Origin of the sequence: Piscinibacter sp. HJYY11, from assembly GCF_016735515.1 — a bacterium.
Classification (GTDB): Bacteria; Pseudomonadota; Gammaproteobacteria; order Burkholderiales; family Burkholderiaceae_C; genus Rhizobacter.
On sequence record NZ_JAERQZ010000001.1, the window covers coordinates 1,372,464 to 1,394,127 of the forward strand.

A 21,664-nucleotide genomic window follows, 5' to 3' on the forward strand; every position below is an offset into this window, starting at 1 on the left:
AGGCGCGCTCTTCGAGCCAGCCGCCCAGGGCCGATGCTGCCGATGCGCTTCAGATACCTCGAAGGGCTCATGCACCACTACAAGCACCACGGCACCACCACGGCGTTCGCGCGCTCAACGTGCTCAACGGCGCGGTGCTGGTCAGCTGCAAGGCGCGGCACCTACATCAGGAGGTTTTGTCGTTCCCGCGCGAGATCGACGAGGCCGTGCCCATCGAGCCGGGCGTTCGATAGATAGTCGACAACCACGCGACACACAGCCACCCGAACGTCTAGGCCTGACTGGCAAGTCGGCCGCGTTGGCACATGCTCTTCATCCCAACCTGTAGCACTTGTTTGATCACTGACAAGGCCATTCGCGGAGGCGGGTTAGTTTGATCACACCGCGGCACTGTCTAAGGCGCCAGGGCGCCGAGCGCCGAGACTCGCTAGTCAACACTAATAGCGAGGTTTTCGGGCTGATGCTCAAAGGGTGTCGCATTTATCCAAGACGTGGCCAGCCTTCAAGGAAAAACTTCACCTCATGAAGAAGCCCTTGAAGATGACTCTCGGTACCCTCGGCGCGGTGGCCGCCTGTGTCGCCGTCGCAGCCGCCGGCTTGCTTCTCAACAGCCAACGCAAACTGGATCGGGTGGTCGCTGTTGCCGTGGCTCCGGTGCCCTATGTAACCGATGCGCAGGCACTCGAGAGCGGCAAGTACCTGTACATGACCCGCTGCATCGAGTGCCACGGCCGCGACGGCGACGGCGCCGTTTTCATCAATGAGCCGAACGGCCTGTACCTCGCCGGCTCCAACCTGACCACGGGCCGTGGCAGCGCAGTGGCTTCCTACAGCGAGACGGATTGGGTACGCACCATTCGCCACGGAGTCAAACCAAGCGGGCGCCCGGTCTTCATCATGCCCAGCGAAGACTTCAACCGCCTCAGCGACCGCGACCTGGCCAGCTTGGTGGCGTATGTCCGCTCGCTGCCAGCGAAGGACGGCAACGGCGCCATCATTCGACTGCCCCTGATCGTGAGGCTGATCCACGGTGCCGGCGTGATGAAGGATTCGGCCGAGAAGATCGACCACTCGTTACCACCCTCTCAGCCGATCCCTGTCGGCATCACGACGGAGCATGGCCGCTATGTCGCGCAGGCATGCGTGGGCTGTCACGGCGTCGAACTGAAGGGCGGCTCGATTGCGGGCGCCCCGCCGCACTGGCCGCCTGCCGCTCAACTCACAGGTCCCGGCAGCGTGATCGCCCGCTATGCAACGGCAGAGCAGTTCAAGACCTTGCTGCGCACCGGAGCGCGACCCGACGGCACGAAGACCAACGAAGCGATGCCCACGAACCAGCACCTGAACGACGTCGACCTGGAGGCCATCTATCTGTACTTCAAGTCGACGCAAGCTGCAGCAACCTCGGTGTCTTCATCGGCTCAGAATAGGCGTCCGAAATCGTGAAGCACCCCCAATGACTGCCAACGCCATGAACGCCGTTCCGATCGCACTGCTGGGGACCGACACCGCGCCACGCACCAAACCCTCAAACTATCCCGAGCCGTTTGCCTCCCGCATGGCGGGCCGCCTGAAGAAGCCGCTGGGTGACCTGTTCGGCTTGAAGAACTTCGGCGTGAACCTGACGCACCTTGCACCAGGCGCGTCTTCCGCACTGCGCCATGCCCACACGCGTCAGGATGAGTTCATCTACATCCTCCGAGGCCACCCGACACTGCATACCGACGCGGGGATGACGTCGCTCTCACCCGGCATGTGCGCCGGCTTCGCGCATGGAACAGGCGACGCTCACCGATTGGTCAACGAGACCCTCGAAGAAGTCTTGTACCTCGAAATCGGGGACCGGACGCTAGGCGACGAGGTGACCTACCCCGATGACGACATCCAGGCGGTGCTGGTGGACCAGCGGTGGCGCTTCACGCGCAAGGACGGCACCCCGTACACCTGAGTCAGCGTGCTGAACAATCCGATGGCGAGTTCATACAAGACCATTTCTCCACACGACGGAAGAATCAAGCGCGTCATCAACTCCTTGTCACCATCATGCTCCGCCGCTCCCTACAGATTCTCTTGTTCGGACTTGCCTCGCTCCGTTGCATGGCAGCAGCGCCCGAAGCCGCGACCACAGAGGCCCCCGTCCGCTCCTACGTGAATGTGCAGGCTTCGATCGTCATCCATCGGCCCCCGTCTGAAGTCTTTGCCTTCGTATCCGACGCCGAGAACGACGTGCATTGGCGCAGCGAAGTCGTCAGCATGAAGAACCTGACAGCACCGCCTCACCGGGTGGGCACGCGCACGCTCGAGGTTGCCAAGGTACTTGGCAAACAACTCGAGACCACGACCGAGATCACCGAGTTCGTGCCGGGTGAGCGCATGGCGAGGCACACTGTCACCGGTCTGACGCCGGTCGTGACGGCGCGAGCGGTCGAACCGGTTGCAGACGGCGCCCGCTTCACCTACCAGCTGACGGCGGACGTCACCGACGTCTTTCTTTTCAGGGCGTTTCGGCCCGTGCTGGAGTGGTGGACGCAGCGCAAGGTCGCGGGCTATCTGGATTCACTCAAGGCTCACCTGGAGGTACCCGTCGGGTCGAATTCACCATGAAAGCTTCATTCCTCGAGATCGTTCAACATGTCCCCGCGACCACCACGATGCGTGAACTGGTCACGAAAGTTTTCGCTCTGCGCGGATCAGGCGTGCCGGTGGAATCGTTGCACGCGCTGCCATGTGATGCGCTCCTGTTGCACGTCCATCTATGGGGCGATCCCGAGCTCGACCGCGCCACAGGCGAGCGGAGCTTCTTCACCGGCATCCGACAGGCGCCCGCTTGCCACTCGGTCGGAGGCGACTTCCTGACCTTGTTCGCAGTGTTGACGCCGCCGGGAGCCGTGGCGCTTCTTGGCGGTGCCCCCATGGACGGACTCGATCCCTGCGTCACGCTGAGCCGTGTGACGACCCTCGACGTTGCCCGCTCGTTGGAGCGTGCCGTGTGCGCGCAGCCTTCGGTGGAGCTAGCCTTGGCGGAATTTGCTCGCTGGCTGGAGAGCCGACTGAGTCGCCGATGCGTGATTCCTCAGGCGGCGTGGCGGGTCGCCAGGGTGTCTTCCGAGCTATCGCTGGCACCCAGCACGAAAGTAGGCGACGCCGCGCAGCGACAAGCCGTCTCGCAGCGCCAACTGGAGCGAGACATGCAGCGGTGGTTCAACGTGCCGCCGAAACAGTACGCCCTCACGGCGCAATTCCAGCGTCTTCTCCAAGTGGCTGGCAGAGAGGAGACTCTCCTGGGTGCGGCGTTGGAAGCCGGGTTTGCCGACCAGGCGCACATGAACAGGGCGGTGAAGAGGTTTTCTGGCATGACGCCTCAACAACTTCTTCGGGCTGCTACAGGTCCGGTGTCTGCAACCTTTCGACAGGCGATGACGACGCATGCGCGAGTCTTCGCATAGCGCACGCGTCACCCGCACGGATGGCCTAGGTATCAAAACTGGACGGCGCGCGCTCCATCGATACAAGGATCAGCCGTCAGCTGTTTTCGCATCAGGGCGTTCGGAACCACGATGCCGCGAAGCACTGGAAAGCGCTGCTCAACGATTGCAAAGCCGAACTTTCCAAAGAACGGCTGCGCGGTCAGGCTGACATCTGACGCCAGCCAAGGGGTTGCGCGCCCATTCGCGACCTTGATGAGATGCTCCATCAGGAAGCTGCCGATGCCTTGCCCTGCATGCTCGGCTGAGACGAAGAAGTGGTCGATGTAGCCGGAAGTCTGAACGTCCGCATACGCCACGATCTGGCCCGACACTTCCACAATGAAGGGCTGAATCCCCTGCATGCGATTCGTCCACAGCGATTGATCGATCGTCTGAGGAGCCCAGGCGTTCAGTTGTTCACGCGTGTAGCTTCTGCTCGCAAGTCCATGGACTGCGGAGCGAAACACAGCCAGCAGCGCGGGTTCATCTCCGGTGCAAAACGGGCGTATCTGCATGGTGTGATGTTTCTGACCTACGAGAGCGTGATTGCCCTGACTGGCACTTTAGCCAAGGCATTCGCCAGCGCTCGTTCTCGACACGCAACAATGGAGGCTTCGCAAACCCTTTGATCGCCAAGGTATTGCCACGATGAGCCTGTCGCCACAGATCCGCTTCGCGCGCAGCCACGACGGGGTGCGACTCGCGTACTCGTCGACAGGCTCGGGCCCCACGCTGATCAAGGCGGCCACCTGGCTGTCGCACCTCGAGTACGACTGGGAAAGCCCGGTATGGAGCCACCTGCTGCGCGACCTGTCTCGCCAATGCACCTACGTGCGCTACGACGAACGCGGGTGCGGACTGTCGGATTGGTCGGTCGACGACCTCTCCTTCGAGAGCTGGGTCCGCGACCTGGAAACGGTGGCCGATGCCTGCGGCAGCGAACGGTTCGGGTTGCTCGGCATCTCGCAGGGTGCATCGATCGCCATCGCCTATGCCGTGCGCCACCCGGAGCGGGTGTCGCTTCTCGTGCTCCATGGCGGCTACGCGCGGGGTCGCCTCGTTCGCAGCGACACCGACCAGGACCGCGAAGAAGTCCAGACGATGACCAAGCTGGCCGAACTCGGCTGGGGCAAGGCCGACGCGTCGTTCCGCCAGTTCTTCACCAGCCAGTTCATCCCCGGTGGCACCGCCGAGCAGCACCAGTGGTTCAACGAGCTGGAGCGCATTTCTACCTCGCCGCAGAACGCTGCGCGCTTCATGAACGAGTTCGCGCGCATCGACGTGACGGCGCTGCTGGGGCAGGTGCGTTGCCCCACGCTCGTGCTGCACAGCCGGCGCGACGTGCGCCAGCCTTTCGAGGAAAGCCGTCTCCTGGCCAGCGCCATTCCAGGCGCGCAACTCGTGCCCATCGACAGCGGCAACCACCTCCTGCTGGGCGACGAGCCCGGCTGGAAGCACTGGATCGACCAGGTGAGCCGCTTTGTTGCCCGGCACGCAATGGGCGGCCAGGCCGGCGCGTTCGCGGGGCTCACGCCGCGGCAACGTGAGCTGCTCGAGCTGCTGGCCCAAGGGCGCGACAACGCGCAGATCGCCGCAGCGCTATCGCTGAGCGACAAGACCGTGCGCAACCATGTGAGCCGGCTCCTCGCCCAACTCGAAGTCGAAAACCGTTCGCAGGCGATCGTCAAGGCGCGGGACGCCGGCTTCGGCGCGGCCTCGGGCTGATGCAGCGCCGCGCTCACAGGTAGACCGTGCCGCCGGCAGTGGCGCGCCGCCACGTCGTGGCCATCGGCGACTGGCGTGACTTCACGAAACTGCGTGGCGTGAGTCCGGTGAGCTGGCGCACCACGCGTGACATGTGCGCCTGGTCGGCGAAGCCGAGGTCGGCGGCGATGTCGGCGAGGCTCGCCCCGGCCTGGGCCCGGCGAGACACGGCCTGCAGGCGCGCCACCTGTGACAGGTGCCGCGGCGAGGTACCGATCCACTGGCCGAAGTCTCGCTCGAGCTGGCGACGGGACACATGCTGCTCATCGGCCAGCGACTCAATGGCCGCCTCGGGCTCGGCGCAGATGCGCATCGCCGCCCGTGCAGCGCGCAGCGCGGCCGTGGATTGCTGGCGGTGCGCCGTGGCGCGCTCCTCGAGCCAGCTGCCGAATGCCTGAAGCTTGTCTTGAAGCGTTGGCGCCACCGCGACGTCCGACTCCAGCCCGCGCGTGATGAACCCATCGAGCAGCGCGGCCACCGGCGCGCGGATGCGGGGTATCTTGTCGACCTGGCGGCTTTCGAGCAGGTGCACGAGGCCGAGCGGCGTGAGCAGGGCAAAGAGGGTGATGCAATTCCCAGCGCCGACGAACGTGCCCGTCCACTGGCGGATGCCTGTGAGCGCCGTGTTCTCGCCAAGCCGGCCCTTCTGCTCCACCTGCGAGTCGATCCCCATCTGCACGCTGAGCATCATCGACTCGTGCGGTGCGATGGCGAGCGGCATCGGCCCGGTGGCGCTCATCTCGGCGGCCATCAGGGCGCTCACGTAGGGCCGCAATGCACCGGTGACTTCGATCGCGTGCGAGCGCACGGCGCCGCGCGCGCCGTCGGCCACGTCCGCTCCTGCGGTGTTCAAGCTGTTCTGCTGATGCATCTGTGCTTCCTTTGACGACGCCCATCGAGGCGTGAGTCTGGGTGGCGGACGCGCGCGGGGACAGGGCGGAATGTCCCGGCCAGGGCCCGCCGCAGGCGCGACGCGCCGCGCGCGATGACCGGAATGTCCCGGCCAGGGCCCGCAGGCCCGAGCGCGATCGTGAGCGAGCCGCCTCTCGATGTCTTGGATCTTTGCGACATGAATGCGTCGGAAATCTGCAAGACCTGCGCGGCCTGCGTCCGGAAACTTCGGTCTTCCTCAACCCCTGAAGCTCATCGAGACACCATGGACAGCTCCCTTTCCTATCCCGAGCGCCACCCGCTCGTCATCACCCTGCGCGCCACCGCGCTCGCCGCGGCCATCGCCCTGTTGGCGGCCTGCGGCGGCAACGACGACGACGCTGCGCCTGCCGCGCCCGCCGAGGACCAGGCCGATGCGGCGACGCTGGCCGCCCTGTCGTCTCTCACCAGCGACGTCGATGCACAGCTGCGTGCCCGCGGCGTGGCAACCGTCAACGCCCCCGACACACCACCGACCGACAGCCCGGCCGGCGCGCCAGCACACGGCTGGTTCCCCGGCGTGGCACAGACGAACCTCGTGGCCAACCGGCCCGAGTACAACGCGCAGATCGTCGACCCGGACCTCATCAACCCCTGGGGAATCGCCATCCGGCCCGCGGGCTTCGGCGGCCACTTCTGGTTTGCCTCGGCGGGCAGCGGCAAATCGATCCAGTACGTGGGCGACGTGGGCGGCGTGCCGCTGTTCCAGGATGAGCTCAAGGTCATCGACACCCTGGGCCCGTCGAGCGGCACGGCGTTCAACCCGGGGTCGAACTTTGTCATCACCCAGGAACATGCCAACGGCGCCATCACCGCGCCGACCAAGTTCTTCTTCGCCAACCTTAGCGGCACCGTGACCGCATGGACCGAGCGCCCGCGCGCCGGTGGCGGCTTCGACCACCCGCTTGACTCCGTGCCCGTGATCGACGGCACCGCCCGCCACTCGAGCTTCATCGGCGTGACCGTCGCGCCAGGTGCCGAGCGCCTGCTCGTCGCCGACTTCGGCGCCGAGGCCGAGCTGCGCGTCTACAACGGCGCCTTCGCCGAGCAGGCACCGATGGAGAACCCGTTCCGCAAGGCTGGTGCGCAGCCCGGTGGCTTCGAGGCCTTCAACGTGCAGACGCTCGGCCAGAGCATCTTCGCGATGTACGGCCGCCACGTGCCGCCGGGCACCTCGCCCCTGCCAGCCGAAGGCCGTCTGGCCGAGTTCGACGCGCAGGGCCGGCTGGTGGCCAAGTGGGCCGGGCGGGGCCTCTTGAACTACCCGTGGGGCGTGGCGATGGCGCCGCAGAACTACGGCCTGTACTCGAACTGCCTCCTGGTGGGCAACTTTGGGGACGGCACGGTGGTGGCCTTTCACCCGCGCTACAAGGTCGCGATCGACTACGTGCGCGACGACCGCGGCCGCCGCGTGGTGCTCGACGGCCTGTGGGGCCTGCAGTTCGGCAACGGCGCGAGCCTCGGCGAAGCGAACCACATGTACTTCGCTGCCGGCCCGAACCGCGAGACCGATGGCCTGGTGGGCAAGCTCGAAGCCAACCCGCGCACGCTGCCCTACATCGGCGGCATCTCGCTCTGCCACTGAGGCATTGGCGGGCCCGCACACACATCATGGACGCCTCTCTCCTGCTCCACCAAGGCGTGCTGTACGGGCACGTCACCGCCTTCGCCGTGGCCTTCTCCGCAGTGCTGCGCGAAGACCTGGCCCTCCTCAAGGCGCGGGGCCTCGACCTCGCGCGCCTGAGCCGCACGGCCCGCACGCTCACCGCCGCACTCGCTGTCTTGTGGCTCACCGGCCTCGGGCTGCTGGCGTTCGAGTACGGCAGCGATCTCGAACGCCTGTGGGCGTCGCCGAAGCCGACGGCCAAGCTGCTCGTCGTCACCGCGCTCACCTGCAACGGGCTCGCGCTGCATGTGTGGGCCTTCCCGGCCCTGCGCGGGAATGACCGCAGCGGTGCGAGCCTCGCGGTCGTGCTGGGCGCCACCAGCAGCGCGAGCTGGCTGTACGCCGCGTTCATGGGCGTCGCGCGCATCGTCTCGCCGGCCTTGTCGCTCGCGGACTTCCTGGCGGGCTACGGGCTGCTGGTGACCGTCGCCGTGTCGAGCGCATTGCTCTTCGTCCGGCCCCAACTCGTGCGTGCCCTGGAACACGGCCGCCTCACCCCATGACAACCGACTTCACCGTCTCCAACCACCACCTGGCGCTGGCGCGCCTGTACCACTTCGAAAGCGTCGAAACCGACCGCGTTGCGTTCGTGCAGCCGATGGGCGCCGGCTTCGCTGGCGAGGTGCGCGAAGTCACCTGGGGCGACGCCATCGACCAGGCCCGCCGCATCGCGCAGCACCTGCGCACGATGGGCCTGCCGCCGGGCAGCCGCATCGCCATCCTGTCGAAGAACTGCGTGCACTGGCTGCTCGCCGACTACGCCATCTGGATGGCGGGGCATGTGTCGGTGCCGCTCTACCCCACCCTGGCACCCTCGAGCATGGCGCAGATCCTCGAGCACAGCGAAGCCCGCCTGCTCTTCGTCGGCAAGCTCGACGACTGGGGCCTGCTGCAAACCGGCATTCCGCGCGGCTTGCGGTGCATCGCGTTTCCGTTGGCTCCGGCCAACGACTTTGCACAGTGGGACACCATCGTCGAGTCGACCGCCCGCATCCCCGGGCATCCACTGCGGCCTGCAGACGACCTCGCGACCATCATCTATACCTCGGGCACGACCGGCGTGCCGAAGGGCGTGATGCACACCTTCGGGACGCTCGCCTGGGCGGCGCAAGCGGGCATCCGCCGCGTGCCGCTCCAACGCGACGGCCGTGTGTTCAGCTACCTGCCGCTCGCTCATGCAGCCGAGCGCACGATGGTCGAGCACGGGCAGCTCGCCACCGGCGCGCGTGTGTACTTCGCCGACTCGCTCGACACCTTCGTCACCGACCTGCAGCGTGCGCGCCCCACCGTGTTCTTCTCGGTGCCGCGCTTGTGGCTCAAGTTCCAGCAGAACATCCTCCAGCAGGTGCCGCGGCGCAAGCTGAAGCTGCTGCTGAGCATCCCCGGCCTGCGCGTCGTCGTGCGCCGCAAGATCCTGCGTGCGCTCGGCCTCGATGCCTGCATCTTCGCCATCGGCGGTGCAGCGCCCATGCCGCCGGAGCTGCTGCGCTGGTACGGTGACCTGCGTCTCTACATCGCTGACGTGTACGGCATGACGGAGAACGGCGCCCTGTCGCACTCGACCCTGCCGCTGCGCCAGCGCATCGGCACGGTCGGCTGGCCCGTCGACGGCGTGCAGTCGCGTCTCGACCCCGAGACGGGCGAGATCCAGCTCCTCAGCGGCGGCCTGATGAAGGGCTACTTCAAGGCACCCGCGCAGACAGCCGAAGCGTTCACACCCGATGGGTGGCTGCGCACCGGCGACAAGGGCCAGCTGATGCGCGACGACGGCGCGCTCAAGATCGTCGGCCGCGTAAAAGACCTCTTCAAGACCAGCAAGGGGAGGTACGTGGCACCCGCGCCCATCGAGGACAGCCTGGTGATGCATGACAGCGTGGAAGCCTGCGTCGTGGTGGGCAGCGGCCTCGCGCAGCCCATCGGGCTCCTGAGCCTGAACGAGGCGACCTGGTCCGGCGCCGCCGACTCGACGCGGCGGCAGCGCCTCCTGCAGTCGCTCGATCGGCATCTCACGGCGCTCAACCAGCGACTGGACCCGCATGAACGGCTGGACCGGCTGGTGGTGGTCGGCGGACCCTGGACGGTGGAGGACGGCCTGGTCACGCCGACGCTCAAGGTCAAGCGCCACAGCGTGGAGGCGCGCTATGCGCAGCAGCTGCCTGGGTGGTCGGCGCAGCACGCGCCGGTCATCTGGGCCGCTCAGGCCTGAGCGGCCCGTGCGACCAGGTGCGCCTCGCCGCGAGCGGTCGGCCCCGCGCTGCCGAAGACCACACCCGGCGGTCCGCTGATCAGCAAGCGGTCGGCAAGCACCGCGCGTGGCGCACTGGAGTCTCGGCCGAAGAAGCGCGGTGTCTCGCCCCCGAGCCGGCGCACGCTGCGCGTGAGGTGGGGCTGGTCAGAGAAGCCGCAGTCGATGGCGGTGTCGGCCAGCGACCCGCCCTCGGCGATCGACTTCACCGCACGCTGGAAACGAGTGAGCCGCATGAAATGCGACGGAGACACGCCGAGCCAGTGGTCGAAATCGCGTTCCAGTTGCCGCAGGCTGGCACCGACCGTCGACGCCACCGTTGTGAGCTCGGCGGTCGGCTGCGCCATCAACTGCGTGGCGCGGGATACCCTGCGTTGTGCCGGCGACAGGGGCGATCGTGCGCCCATGCGCTCTCCGATCCAGTGCTGGAAGCGATGTGCTCGCTCCGATGTCGACGCGGCCGTTCTGAGCCGGTCGCGCAAACCACGCTGCGCGCCCATCCCGCAAAGCTGCGCGAGCGGCACGCGGCAGTCGACGAGCCCTTCCAACGGCGCACGCAACACGGCCGTCATCGCCTCGGGCGCGAGCAACGCGATGGCAAGCTGCCCGCGCCCGCTCGAGGTGAACTGGCCGGGGCGCGTGCGCATCGCCGACACCGTCACTTCGGGCACGAAGTCCTCGCCCTCTTCGGAGCAGCGCAATTCGTCGTCGCAATAGACGGTGATCGCGTACAGATCGGACGGCAGTCCCTGGTGGCGCGTGCCGTGCGGCACGTCGATGTCGATGCACGAGACGACGGGTGATGCGTCGCGCGCGGCTGTCACGGGCGGCCCCCGGCCCGGGCAAGCTCGCCGGCCTTCTCGACGCTGATCGCACCGACCAGCGGATCGGCGTGCCGGTGCACCAGCCGCCACTGGCCGCCGTCCTCGCGGAACACCAGCGTGACCCGCAGCGACCACGGTTGAGCCGGCACCGCACCGACCGCCACGTGCGAGTGCTCGGTGGCCACCAGCACGACCAGCCCGTCCGCTTCATAGGCGCGGATCAGCTCAAGCGTCGAATCCCGCCCGTGCCGGAAGAAGCGGCCGATCGCCGCCCACTGCTCGGGCGTGTAGTGGCCGCTACGGGTGGGCGGCCCGCCGAAGGGCGCCATCAGCGTGAAGTCGTCACTGAGCTGCAGGAAGGACTGGTAGCGCTCGATGTCGCCCTGCATGAGCGCCTGGTGCCCCTGCTCGGCGTTGCGCACCAGCGCATCGACGGTCGAAGGGGCAGCACTGGCGGCAGCGGGCGTGAAGGCGGCGCCGAGCGCGGCCACGATGGGCTCGCCTGCAGCGGCGAGAAGAAGACGGCGGACTGGTGACATGAGATGGGCTCCAAAAAGACAGCAAAACGCTGGAAGGCCGCAAGCATGGCCATGGCCGCCTCATGAATCAACTGATACGATTTCACGAATATGCTGAATGAAAGTGATCTGTCCCGCGTCGACCTGAACCTGCTCGTGCTGTTCGAGGCGGTGCTGCGCGAGCTGCACGTGGGCCGCGCCGCGGATCGGCTCAACATCAGCGCATCCGCAGTCAGCCACGGGCTCGGCCGCCTGCGCAGGCTGCTGAACGACCCGGTCTTCCTCAAGACGCCCAAGGGCGTGGTGCCCAGCGCGCGGGCACTCGTGCTCGCGCCGGCCATCACCGATGTGCTGGCGCGCGTGCGCTCCGTCGTGTTGAGCGCCGGCCCGTTCGATCCGGCGACCGCCACGCGGCGCTTCACGGTCGGGGCCCCCGACGGGGTGTCGGCCGTCTTCCTGCCGCGGCTGCTCGCCAGCGTGCGCGCCTCGGCGCCCCACATCGACATCGCCGTGCGCCAGCTGTTGCCAACGGCAGGAGAGCCCTCGCCCGACCGCGCGTGGCAGGCTGCATTCTTGGCCCTCGAATCGCGCGCGATGGACGCCGCCGTGGTGCCGACCAGCGAAGTGCCCCTGCGTTTCGCGACGCGGCTGCTCTACGAAGAATGCTTCGTGCTCGCGATGCGCGCCGGCCATCCGCTGCGGCGCAAGCTCACGCTGGAGCGCTACTGCGCGGCCGAGCATCTGGTCGTGTCCCTGACCGGTGATCCGCACGGCTTCGTCGACGAGGTGCTGGCCCGCTCGGGACTGTCTCGGCGCGTGGCGCTCACGGTGCCGAATTTCGTGTTCGCCCTGGCCGTCATTGCCGACACCGACCTGGTCTGCGCGCTGCCCGCGCGCTTCGCCGCGGCCTACGCCGATCGGTTCGGCATCGTCGTGGTGGACTCGCCCACGCCGCTCGGCCAGTTCCGGCTCAACATCGTCACGCCCGAGGTGGCGCTGATGGACGCCGGCATCGCGTGGTTCGTAAACCGGCTTGAGGAATCCGCGGCTGGGCCCGCGGCACGACTCTCGCGCTGAAACCGCAGGCGTGGCCGCGACGGCCATCCGGACAACTCGTCGCAAATGTGCAAGACGCAGGCGCCTTCGCTTCGAAGAATCGCGTCTTCACTTTCATTCCTGTTGCCGAAGACCATGAAGCTCTACCCGATCGCCGCGGCCTGTGCGCTGGTCGCCTCGTTCGCCGCCACGCTCGTCGTTCGAGCCGCGTGGCTCGGGCCCCGCCATGCGGAGCCGAGTTCTGTCGCGCCCGTCCAGATCGACGCACAGGCCATCGCGCGCTTCGCGGGCAGCATCCGCTTCAGGACCATCGCGCAGGCCGACGACCCGAACGCCAACGCCGCCGAGTTCAAGGGGTTCAGGGACCACCTGCAGGCCTCGTTCCCGCGCCTGCATGCCTCCTTGCGCCGCGAGATCGTGGCCGACCACGCCCTGCTCTACACCTGGTCAGGCCGGGACCCCTCCGCCAAGCCGGTGCTGTGGATCGCGCACCAGGACGTGGTGCCCGTGTCACCCGGCACCGAGGGCCAATGGCAGGCAGCGCCCTTTGCCGGCGAGGTGAAGGACGGCCACGTGTGGGGCCGCGGCACCTGGGACAACAAGAGCCACATCCTGGCGCAGATGGAAGCGATCGAGATGCTGCTGGCGGCGGGCTGGCAGCCGCAGCAGACGGTCTACCTGGCGTACGGCCATGACGAAGAGGTGACCGGCCTGCGTGGAGCACGCACCATCGCCGGACTCTTCCGCGAGCGCGGCGTGCGCTTCGACTACGCGCTCGACGAGGGGCTCATCATCAGCGAAGGTGTCATCCGTGGCCCACAGGTGCCGGTGGCGCTCGTGGGCGTGGCAGAAAAGGGCTATGCCACGGTGCGGCTGCGGCTGCGCACGGACTCCGGGCATTCGTCGATGCCGCCGCCGCAGACGGCCATCGACCGCATGGCAGCCGCGATCACGCGCATCAACCGCGAGCCGTTGCCCGCGCGCATCGACGGCGTGGTGGCGCAGATGTTCGAGGCGATCGCCCCGCACTCGGGCGCGTTGCAACGGGTGCTTCTGTCGAACCTCTGGCTCACCGGCCCGCTGGTGTCGGCGAGGCTGGCCGACACACCGCTCACCAACGCCATGATCCGCACCACCACGGCCGCCACCATGTTCCATGCTGGAGACAAGGAGAACGTGCTGCCCGGTGTGGTGGAAGCGGTCATCAACGCCCGCACGCTGCCCGGCGACACCGCGACCGCGGTGTCGCAGCGTATCGCCTCGCTCGTGGGCGACAACGCCATCGAGGTGAGCCTGGACCCGGGCTCGGCCGCGCCCTCGACCGTGTCCGACACCGGCTTGCCGAGCTTCGCGCGCATCGAGCGCAGCATCCGCGACGTGTTCCCAGACGCCATCGTGGCACCCGGCCTCGTGATCGGCGGCACCGATTCCAAGCACTACTGGGATCTCGCCGACAGCACCTACCGGTTCACCCCGCTGCGGGTGACACCAGCCGACACCACGCGCTTCCACGGCACCGACGAGCGGGTGTCGGTGAAGGGCTACCACGACATGGTGCGCTTCTATCACCGCCTGCTGCAAGCGTCCTGAGCGCGCGCGGCTTCCGACTCCTTCAACACCACTCCGACCTCATCATGATTTCCAGGACCCTGATCAAGCTTTCCGTCGTCTATTTCCTCGTGGCGGTCTTCCTCGGCAACTACATGGGCATGCAGCAGGACTTCCGGCTCAAGCACGTGCACGTGCACATCGCCTTGCTGGGCTGGCTCTCGCTGGCGCTGATCGGCGTGCTCTACCGCGTGTACCCCGAGCTGGCAGAAGGCTGGCTGCCACGCGCCCACCTGTGGCTGCACAACGTCGGGCTCGTCGTCTTCATGGGCGGCTTCACCGGCTATGTGCTGCAGGGCAAGCAGTTCGTCCCGGCGCTGGGCACCGGCGCGATGGTCGCCTCGCTGGGCATCCTGCTCTTCGCCCTCAACGTGCTGCTGCGCATGCGTCCGTCTCCCAAGCACGGGTCGAACACCAGCGCGTCGCACCTCCATTCCTTCCAGCAAACCGCCCCTCACTGACATGAAAACCGTCCTCAAGCACATCTTCCGCCTCAAGCGCGACTACGCCACGCTGCCGTTCTTCGATTACCTGCGCAACGAGTCCTTCACGCCGCAGGAGCGACTGAGCTTCTTCCCCTGCATGGCGCCGTTCATCATGAGCTTCGGCGACCTGAACCGCCACGTGTTGCGGGTGGAGCCGACCGCCGACCCGCACCTGGCGATGATCAACGCCCACACCTACGAAGACGATCACCACTGGCCGTGGTACCTCGAAGACTGGAACAAGCTCGGCCACAACCGCACTGGCTGGCGCCCGGTGGACACGATCCGCTTCCTGTACAGCGATGCCACCATCCAGAGTCGCCTGCTGTCGCACCGCCTGGCCCACCTCATCTGGAGCGCCAAGCCGGTGGTGCGCCTGGCCATCATCGAGGCGATCGAAGAGACCGGGAACGTGCTCTTTGCCTTGACGACGAAGCTCGCGCAGCGCATCCAGCAGGACACCGGCGTCGAGCTTCGCTACTGCGGCGAGTTCCACTTCGCGCTCGAATCGGGGCATGCGATGAACAACGACCACGCCGAACTGGCCACGATCGAGCTGAGCGCGGAAGACGTGGTCCAGGCGATTGCATGCGCCGACAAGGTCTTCGCGTGGTTCAGCGCGTGGACACAGGAGCTTCTCTCCTACGCGCTGGCCGAGAACACGCAGGCGCTCGCCGCCTGAGCCCAGGAGGTCACATGACGTTCACCATCCAGCCCGATCCTCGAACCAACCCTTTGCCTGCGAGGCCCGTGGCGGACAAGAGGCTCCGCGGGCGCTTGCGGGATTTCCTGCTGTCCAACATCGACGTTGTCGCCCGCGCGGTGCTCAGGAGTGACGACGCGCGCCGCGACGCCTTCCTGTCCGCATCAGTGGACATGAAGGACTACGAGGACCGACTGAAAAGACTGGAGGCCCGCCAGTCCGACGAGGCACGGTGGTTCTGAGTCCATCCCCGCGTCGGATTTGCAGCGATTGCTGTCGTTCCAGCATGGCGACTGAGCGACTGCTTCCGACGTGAGCAGTCCCTCAACGAGTCGCGGTGGAAAGACGGCACTCAGTCGGGAGTTGACCATCGTGACGCATTGCACGTTTTTGACGCACTGCAGCATCCCCGCCTTCAGTTGAACGCTGAAGCACCGATAGACGATGCTGGTGAACGCAGCCCCCGGGCACACAACATGGACCGCTTTTCGATTGGCCAGCGTCTGTCGCTGGCGTTTGGCCTCGTACTCGTTCTGACGGCCATGATCACCCTCTTGGGCCTGTGGCGCCTGCAGCGTACCTCCGTCGATACCGCGGAGATGATGAAGGAGCCCTTGACCAAGGAGCGGCTGATCGGCGACTGGTACCGCAACATTCAGACTGGCGTCCGCCGCACGACTGCCATCGTGAAGAGTTCCGACTCAACCCTGGCGGACTTCTTTGCGGAAGAGTCGAAGGCGTCGTCGAAGGCCTCCGGCGACTATAAGAAGCAGATTGAAGGACTGCTCCGCACGCCCGGAGAGCAGGCCCTGTTCGCGAAGATTTCGCATCAGCGCAAGATCTACCTGAAGTCACGTGACGAGATCTCCCAGCTCAAGAAGGCTGGCGACATGGAAGGCGCCGCCAAGATCTTTGCGGACGTCTTCACCCCCGCCACCGCGGCATTCCTCAGTCATGTCGAAGAGCTGCTCAACCAGCAGCGTGCCAGCATTGACGCCGCGGCGGCCCAGATCGACGAGACCAACACAGACAGCCGCAATCTGATCCTGGCCCTTGGGCTGCTTGCCCTTGGCATTGGCGCGTCGTTCTCCTTCTTCATCACCCGCAGCATCACCCGTCCAATCGGCGTGGCGCTCGCCGCCACGCAGCGGGTTGCGGCTGGTGATCTCGGGGTGCTCGTGGAGTCACACGCTCAAGACGAAACCGGCGTCCTGCTGCGATCCTTGAACGAGATGCAGGGGCGCCTCAAGCACATCCTGCACAGCGTGCGCGAGAACGCGGACGGTGTTTCGAGCGCTTCGTCCGAGATCGCGTCCGGGATCAGCGACCTCAGCAGCCGAACCGAACAACAAGCAGCAGCCTTGCAGGAGACCGCAGCCACCATGGATCAACTGGGCGCGACCGTCCGCAACAATGCTCAGAACGCACGCCTTGCCAATGAGCTCGCGGCTGGCGCGAGCCGCACGGCCAGCCAAGGCGGCGAGGTGGTCAGCGAAGTCGTCCAGACGATGCGCGATATCAACAGCAGCTCAAAGAAGATCAGCGACATCATCTCGGTCATCGACGGCATCGCGTTCCAGACCAACATCCTGGCGCTCAATGCCGCTGTTGAGGCCGCACGCGCGGGCGAACAGGGTCGTGGCTTTGCCGTCGTGGCTTCGGAAGTGCGAAGCCTCGCGCAGCGCAGTGCAACGGCCGCGCGCGAGATCAAGGCGCTGATTCACGGAAGCGTGGACCAGGTGGAACGCGGCACGGTCCTCGTGGACCAAGCCGGCGGCCGAATGACCGAAATCGTCGAGGCCATCAAGCGCGTGAGCGACATCGTGGCGCAGATCAGCCTGGCCAGCGAAGAGCAGAGCGATGGTGTGAACCAGATCGGCAAGACCGTGACCCAGCTGGACCAGGCCACGCAACAGAATGCCACGCTGGCGGAACAAGGCGCCGCATCGGCGGAAGTCCTGAAGGACCGTGCGGGCCTGCTCAAGGAATCCGTCTCCGTCTTCAAGCTGGCAGCATGAACGCTTGACCCGTACCTGACGCGCCGCTGGTTGTTCAATGCCGGCGCGAGATCAGGTCAAGGTTGCATCGTTCTTTGGCGAACCTGAAGTCCACCTGCTCACCTTGGTGAAGAAGATTGGCCCCAAGACGATCAAGAGCATTGACGCGGCGACGCCGCGGTGGCTTTGAACTGTGCCGCTCGTTGTGTTGGTAAATCGTGGCACAGCCGGTGGGGCAGAAGCCCTGGCACAGGTTCTGCGCGAGCGCCGTGGTGCAAAGCTCGTCGGGGAACCGACGCCTGGCTTCGGTCTCGTTGCCACTCGCTTTGTGCTCGATGGCGCCGCGGCCATTCGTCTCCAAACGGCACGCATGGAGTCTGGACTCGGGGCGGGTTGGCTGGGGTCTGGGCTGGCGGTCGACGTGCATGCCCCTGATGTAGCGGACTTGGAGTTTGGTGCCCCCGGTGATGCGTCGATCGAGGCGGGAGCACGCATTCTTTCCCGAGCATCGCGTCCTGAGCCGAAAGAGCGCTGACGGGCTGGAATCAGTCCGGACCGGTCTCGTCGCCGAGAGCCGGTCGTCGCCGCTGCTGAATACGCCTACCCGGCCAGGTCCTTGTCCAGCAAGCAGTCGATGAACGCGCCAAGAAGGGCCGGCCGGTGCTGCCGGTTTGGGTAATAGAGAAACAGCCCTGGGCGCGAGATCGACCAGTCGGCGAGGACCTGGACCAGCCGCCCCTGCGCCAACAGATCCGCCACGCCATCGCGCTCGAAGTGATAGGCGATGCCGAGCCCGTTCACCGCAGCCGCGACGCCGATGTCCGGGTGGTTGGTGACCACCGGGCCATCGACCGCCACTTCGAGTCGCTTTCCTCTTTTCTGGAACTCCCACCGATAGTGCCTGCCGTCCATCTGCAGCCGCCAGTTGATGCAGGCGTGGCGATGCAGGTCGGCGGGTGTTCTGGGGGTACCTCGACGCGCGAGGTACTCGGGCGACGCCACGGCGACCATGTCCAGGTCGGGGGTGAGGCGCACGGCGACCATGTCCTTGTCGAGCCGCCCTCCCACGCGGATACCCGCGTCGAACCGGCCGACCACGATGTCGGCCAGCGCGTCGTCGACCACGATGTCGAGCACGACGTCTGGATATGCCCGGTGAAAGCGTGAAAGCCGCGGCGCAATGACGTTTCTGGCGGCGATGCCCAGGGTGTTGATGCGAAGCGTTCCCGTGACCCGCCCTGTGGCCTCGCTGGCTTCGGCGACTGCGGCGTCCATTTCCCGAAACAAGGGGGCGATGCGCTTGTAGAGCCGCTCGCCGCTGGCCGAGGGCGCGACGCTTCGAGTCGTCCGGTTGAGCAGGCGCGCGCCGAGCCGGCTTTCCAGCTGACGAATGGTCTGGCTGAGTGCAGACGGCGAAAGGCCCAGGTGCTCCGCAGCCCGCGCGAAGCTCGCCCGTTCGACCACGGCGGCAAAGGCCTTCAACTCGGCGAAATCAGACCCGCGCATTATGTACTCTTTTCAACATAGCTCATCAAAATTCTAGGCCATTCACTAAATACCGCCCGGCGCGCATCCTTCGGTCCGTCATTCACCCCTACGGAGCCATCCACATGCACACCTTGACCCTTCCCGCGCCGGTCGCCGCGTACTTTGCGGCCGAACCCTCCTACCGTTTTTGCCTCGAGAATGGCCTGATCGCAACGCTGGAGGTCGCAGCATGAGCTTCGACCTCCAACTCACAGGGCGGCGTGTGCTGGTGACCGGCGGCACCAAGGGTTTGGGCGCTGCTCTCGTCAAGAGCCTTCACGAGGCCGGAGCGCAGGTCATGACGACGGCGCGCTCCGCGCCCGAGCACCCCCAGGAAGGCGTGACCTACATCCAGGCCGACCTGACGACCGCGGAAGGCGTGAGGAAGCTGGCGGGCGAGGTCCTGCAGCGCTGGGGCAGCGTCGACATCCTGGTCAATTCCCTCGGAGGATCGACCGCCCCGGCCGGCGGCTTCGCGGCCCTGGATGACGCGGTCTGGTTCAACGAGCTGAACCTCAACTTCATGTCCGCCGTTCGCCTGGACCGTGCGCTGCTGCCGGCCATGCTGGCCAAAGGTGCGGGCGTGATCCTGCACGTGACCTCGATCCAGCGTGTGCTGCCGCTTCCGGAGTCGACGACCGCCTATGCCGCGGCGAAGGGGGCCCTGTCCACGTACAGCAAGTCCTTGTCGAAGGAGGTCACGCCGAAAGGGGTTCGCGTCCTGCGCGTCTCGCCAGGCTGGATCGAGACCGAAGCCTCGGTCGTGTTCGCCGAGCGAATGGCAGCCCAGGCAGGCACCGACTACGAGGGCGGCAAGAAGCTCGTCATGGACTGGCTCGGCGGCATACCGGTTGGCCGCCCCGCCAAACCGCAGGAGGTTGCCGACTTGATCACCTTCCTGGTATCGCCACGTGCGGCATCGGTGTCGGGCTCGGAGCACGTCATCGATGGCGGGACGGTGCCCACCGTATAGACCTCGGGACATGGGGCCATGGTTGACCCCATGGTTCCTAAATTCCAATATACTCGAACGATGGAAGAAAAAGACGTCGTTCGTTCCCTCGCCGCGCTGGCCCATGACCTGCGCCTCAAGATTTTTCGTGCCCTGGTCGTGGTCGGCCAGCAGGGCATCACGCCCGGCACGATGGTCGAGCACCTCGACGTGCCCGCCGCCACCTTGTCGTTCCACCTGAAGGAGCTCAGCAACGCGGGCCTCGTCACTCAGGAGCGCCAAGGCCGCAACCTCATCTACCGCGCCTCGTTCGAGCACATGAACGGGCTGCTGGGTTTCCTGACCGAGAACTGCTGCCAGGGCGAGGCCTGCCTGCCAGCCACCACCACATCCTGCGATTGCTGACCAGGGAGACACCATGAAGCGATTCCACGTTCACCTTCACGTCGACGACCTGGCGCAGAGCATCGCGTTCTACTCCAAGCTCTTCGCCGCTCAGCCAACACGTACCGAGGACGACTACGCCAAGTGGATGCTGGACGACCCACGCATCAACTTCGCCATCTCCACCCGCGGCAGCAAGCCTGGCGTCGACCACCTGGGTTTCCAGACCGACAGCGCCGAGGAGCTGGACGAACTGAAGCGGCGCGCCGACGCGGCCGACCTGGTCGTCTCCGACAGCGGCGAAACGAGCTGCTGCTACGCGCGCAGCGAGAAGCACTGGGTGACAGACCCTCAAGGCGTCGCCTGGGAGCACTTCCACACCCTGGGTGACATTCCCGTCTTCAGCGAGAAGACTGCGCAGCCCTCGGTCGAGCCCAGCGCCTGCTGTGCCACCACCACCCGCGGCAAGCCGATCGGTATTCCCGTCGCAGCCGCCCGTTCCTCCTGCTGCTGAGATCCGATCGTGGCTGACCGTCCCTACAACGTCCTCTTCATCTGCACCGGCAACTCGGCACGGTCGATCCTGGCCGAAGCCTTCTTGAACCACCTCGGGCGCGATCGCTTCAAGGGGTTCTCCGCAGGCAGTTCGCCTCGGGGCGCCGTGCACCCGATGACGCTGGCCGCCCTGCAGCATTTCAAGCTTCCCGCGGAGGGCTATCGCAGCAAGAGCTGGGAAGAATTCGCCCGCCCCGACGCCCCTGTACTCGACTTCGTCTTCACCGTCTGCGACCAAGCCGCCGGCGAAGCATGCCCGGTCTGGCCCGGCCAGCCGATGACCGCCCACTGGGGCATGCCCGATCCGGCGGCGGTCGAGGGCAGCGATGCCCAGAAGCAGCAAGCCTTTCTCGACGCGGCCGTGCTGCTCAAGCGGCGCATCGAACTGATGCTTTCCCTTCCCTTCACCACCCTGGACAAGCTATCGCTGCAGCACGCTGTCCGCGACATTGGCAAGCAAGCCTGAGACACCAAGATGACCACCCACGTCCTCATCCTCTGCACACACAACTCGGCGCGCAGCGTCTTGAGCGAAGGCATGCTGAACCACTGGGCGAAGAAGCTCGGCCGAGACGTCCAAGCCCACAGCGCCGGCAGCGCCCCGAGTGGCCGCATCAACACGTTCGCCATCGAAGCCCTTGAAGCTGCCGGCGTCGACACCGCCGGCTACCGCAGCAAGAGCTGGGACGAATTCAGCCAGGACGGTGCACCGCCTCTGTCCATCGTGATCACGGTGTGCGACAGCGCCGCGGCTGAGCAATGCCCCGTGTTCTTCGGTGGCACCGGCGGCCAACCGGTCAAGGTGCATTGGGGCTACCCGGACCCGTCAAACGCCGAGGGCGGCGACGAGGGCAAGCGCCGGGCGTTCGAGCTGACACGCCAGGCCATCGGTTACCGGATGCTCCAGCTGCTGCAGCTGCCGCTCGAAAGCATGGTCAAGGCCGACCTGCAGCGTGCGCTGCTCGACATCTCGAGGAACTGAG

The 21,664-nt window shown here is 66.3% G+C and carries 25 protein-coding genes and 1 pseudogene; 21 read left to right on the forward strand and 5 right to left on the reverse strand.

Annotation, left to right across the window (positions count from 1 at the left end; genetic code table 11):
• Nucleotides 1–21: 21 nt before the first annotated feature.
• The 5 genes and pseudogenes from JI745_RS06160 to JI745_RS06180 all read left to right on the forward strand — a co-directional run.
• Nucleotides 22–365 (forward strand): annotated as a pseudogene (locus JI745_RS06160) (IS630 family transposase); the annotation flags it as partial.
• 157 nt (nt 366–522) lie between these two features.
• Nucleotides 523–1,446 (forward strand): c-type cytochrome, encoded by a 924-nt coding sequence (locus JI745_RS06165; RefSeq protein ID WP_201804666.1) that lies wholly within the window; start codon nt 523–525, stop codon nt 1,444–1,446.
• Nucleotides 1,447–1,471: 25 nt separating this feature from the next.
• Complete coding sequence (locus JI745_RS06170; RefSeq protein ID WP_236674917.1) at nt 1,472–1,948, forward strand: cupin domain-containing protein; 477 nt, start codon at nt 1,472–1,474, stop codon at nt 1,946–1,948.
• Nucleotides 1,949–2,097: 149 nt separating this feature from the next.
• Complete coding sequence (locus JI745_RS06175; protein WP_236674918.1) at nt 2,098–2,604, forward strand: SRPBCC family protein; 507 nt, start codon at nt 2,098–2,100, stop codon at nt 2,602–2,604.
• Complete coding sequence (locus JI745_RS06180) at nt 2,601–3,446, forward strand: AraC family transcriptional regulator (RefSeq protein ID WP_201804670.1); 846 nt, start codon at nt 2,601–2,603, stop codon at nt 3,444–3,446. The genes JI745_RS06175 and JI745_RS06180 overlap by 4 nt, the downstream gene beginning before the upstream one ends.
• Before the next feature lie 32 nt (nt 3,447–3,478).
• On the opposite strand, the gene JI745_RS06185 is transcribed toward JI745_RS06180, so the two are convergent.
• Nucleotides 3,479–3,982: a GNAT family N-acetyltransferase gene (locus tag JI745_RS06185; protein ID WP_201804672.1), complete on the reverse strand. Its 504-nt coding sequence runs from the start codon at nt 3,980–3,982 to the stop codon at nt 3,479–3,481.
• 133 nt (nt 3,983–4,115) lie between these two features.
• Between JI745_RS06185 and JI745_RS06190 the strand changes: the two genes are divergently transcribed.
• Entirely contained in the window at nt 4,116–5,192 is a 1,077-nt protein-coding gene (locus JI745_RS06190) for an alpha/beta fold hydrolase (RefSeq protein WP_201804674.1), read from the forward strand.
• Between the two features lie 13 nt (nt 5,193–5,205).
• On the opposite strand, the gene JI745_RS06195 is transcribed toward JI745_RS06190, so the two are convergent.
• On the reverse strand, nt 5,206–6,084 hold the full coding sequence (locus JI745_RS06195) for an AraC family transcriptional regulator (RefSeq protein WP_201804675.1): 879 nt from the start codon (nt 6,082–6,084) through the stop codon (nt 5,206–5,208).
• Between the two features lie 303 nt (nt 6,085–6,387).
• Between JI745_RS06195 and JI745_RS06200 the strand changes: the two genes are divergently transcribed.
• Genes JI745_RS06200 through JI745_RS06210 form a run of 3 tightly spaced genes read left to right on the forward strand, consistent with a single transcriptional unit; the run spans nt 6,388 to nt 10,033 of the window.
• Nucleotides 6,388–7,746: a TIGR03118 family protein gene (locus JI745_RS06200; RefSeq protein WP_201804677.1), complete on the forward strand. Its 1,359-nt coding sequence runs from the start codon at nt 6,388–6,390 to the stop codon at nt 7,744–7,746.
• A 26-nt stretch (nt 7,747–7,772) separates the two neighbouring features.
• Nucleotides 7,773–8,330, forward strand: coding sequence for a hypothetical protein (locus tag JI745_RS06205; RefSeq protein ID WP_201804678.1), 558 nt, complete (start codon nt 7,773–7,775; stop codon nt 8,328–8,330).
• A complete protein-coding gene (locus JI745_RS06210; RefSeq protein WP_201804680.1) occupies nt 8,327–10,033 on the forward strand; it encodes an AMP-binding protein in 1,707 nt (568 codons plus the stop codon). Before JI745_RS06205 ends, JI745_RS06210 begins: the two co-directional genes overlap by 4 nt.
• Here JI745_RS06210 and JI745_RS26720 read toward each other — a convergent pair.
• Nucleotides 10,024–10,896, reverse strand: coding sequence for an AraC family transcriptional regulator (locus tag JI745_RS26720; RefSeq protein ID WP_201804682.1), 873 nt, complete (start codon nt 10,894–10,896; stop codon nt 10,024–10,026). The genes JI745_RS06210 and JI745_RS26720 overlap by 10 nt on opposite strands.
• Nucleotides 10,893–11,435 (reverse strand): nuclear transport factor 2 family protein, encoded by a 543-nt coding sequence (locus JI745_RS06220; protein ID WP_201804683.1) that lies wholly within the window; start codon nt 11,433–11,435, stop codon nt 10,893–10,895. Before JI745_RS06220 ends, JI745_RS26720 begins: the two co-directional genes overlap by 4 nt.
• A gap of 90 nt (nt 11,436–11,525) precedes the next feature.
• On the opposite strand from JI745_RS06220, the gene JI745_RS06225 reads away from it, so the two are divergent.
• From JI745_RS06225 to JI745_RS26895, 7 genes are all read left to right on the forward strand, one after another.
• Nucleotides 11,526–12,491, forward strand: coding sequence for a LysR family transcriptional regulator (locus JI745_RS06225; protein ID WP_201804685.1), 966 nt, complete (start codon nt 11,526–11,528; stop codon nt 12,489–12,491).
• 114 nt (nt 12,492–12,605) lie between these two features.
• Nucleotides 12,606–14,060, forward strand: a complete 1,455-nt coding sequence (locus tag JI745_RS06230; RefSeq protein ID WP_236674919.1) for a M20 family peptidase — start codon at nt 12,606–12,608, stop codon at nt 14,058–14,060.
• 44 nt (nt 14,061–14,104) lie between these two features.
• A complete protein-coding gene (locus JI745_RS06235; RefSeq protein ID WP_201804686.1) occupies nt 14,105–14,539 on the forward strand; it encodes a hypothetical protein in 435 nt (144 codons plus the stop codon).
• Between the two features lies 1 nt (nt 14,540).
• On the forward strand, nt 14,541–15,245 hold the full coding sequence (locus tag JI745_RS06240; RefSeq protein ID WP_201804687.1) for a hypothetical protein: 705 nt from the start codon (nt 14,541–14,543) through the stop codon (nt 15,243–15,245).
• Between the two features lie 14 nt (nt 15,246–15,259).
• Complete coding sequence (locus JI745_RS06245) at nt 15,260–15,508, forward strand: hypothetical protein (protein ID WP_201804688.1); 249 nt, start codon at nt 15,260–15,262, stop codon at nt 15,506–15,508.
• A 234-nt stretch (nt 15,509–15,742) separates the two neighbouring features.
• Entirely contained in the window at nt 15,743–17,284 is a 1,542-nt protein-coding gene (locus JI745_RS26725) for a methyl-accepting chemotaxis protein (protein WP_201804689.1), read from the forward strand.
• A 184-nt stretch (nt 17,285–17,468) separates the two neighbouring features.
• The gene (locus JI745_RS26895; protein ID WP_404932843.1) at nt 17,469–17,798 is read left to right on the forward strand and encodes a S41 family peptidase; all 330 of its coding nucleotides are present in this window, start codon (nt 17,469–17,471) and stop codon (nt 17,796–17,798) included.
• Nucleotides 17,799–17,863: 65 nt separating this feature from the next.
• Here the strand turns inward: JI745_RS26895 and JI745_RS06260 are convergent, their stop codons facing one another.
• Nucleotides 17,864–18,769, reverse strand: a complete 906-nt coding sequence (locus JI745_RS06260; protein ID WP_201804691.1) for a LysR family transcriptional regulator — start codon at nt 18,767–18,769, stop codon at nt 17,864–17,866.
• Between the two features lie 211 nt (nt 18,770–18,980).
• Here JI745_RS06260 and JI745_RS06265 point away from each other — a divergent pair, with 211 nt between their 5' ends.
• From JI745_RS06265 to JI745_RS06285, 5 genes are read left to right on the forward strand one after another with little or no spacing between them, the layout of a single operon-like run.
• Nucleotides 18,981–19,763 carry an SDR family oxidoreductase gene (locus JI745_RS06265; RefSeq protein WP_201804692.1) on the forward strand — a complete coding sequence of 261 codons (783 nt, stop codon included), beginning with the start codon at nt 18,981–18,983 and terminating at the stop codon, nt 19,761–19,763.
• A 60-nt stretch (nt 19,764–19,823) separates the two neighbouring features.
• Nucleotides 19,824–20,147 (forward strand): helix-turn-helix transcriptional regulator, encoded by a 324-nt coding sequence (locus JI745_RS06270; protein WP_201804693.1) that lies wholly within the window; start codon nt 19,824–19,826, stop codon nt 20,145–20,147.
• Nucleotides 20,148–20,160: 13 nt separating this feature from the next.
• Nucleotides 20,161–20,640 (forward strand): ArsI/CadI family heavy metal resistance metalloenzyme, encoded by a 480-nt coding sequence (locus tag JI745_RS06275; protein WP_201804695.1) that lies wholly within the window; start codon nt 20,161–20,163, stop codon nt 20,638–20,640.
• Between the two features lie 9 nt (nt 20,641–20,649).
• Nucleotides 20,650–21,147: an arsenate reductase ArsC gene (locus tag JI745_RS06280; RefSeq protein WP_404932800.1), complete on the forward strand. Its 498-nt coding sequence runs from the start codon at nt 20,650–20,652 to the stop codon at nt 21,145–21,147.
• A 9-nt stretch (nt 21,148–21,156) separates the two neighbouring features.
• The gene (locus tag JI745_RS06285; RefSeq protein ID WP_201804696.1) at nt 21,157–21,663 is read left to right on the forward strand and encodes an arsenate reductase ArsC; all 507 of its coding nucleotides are present in this window, start codon (nt 21,157–21,159) and stop codon (nt 21,661–21,663) included.
• Nucleotide 21,664: the final 1 nt, after the last annotated feature.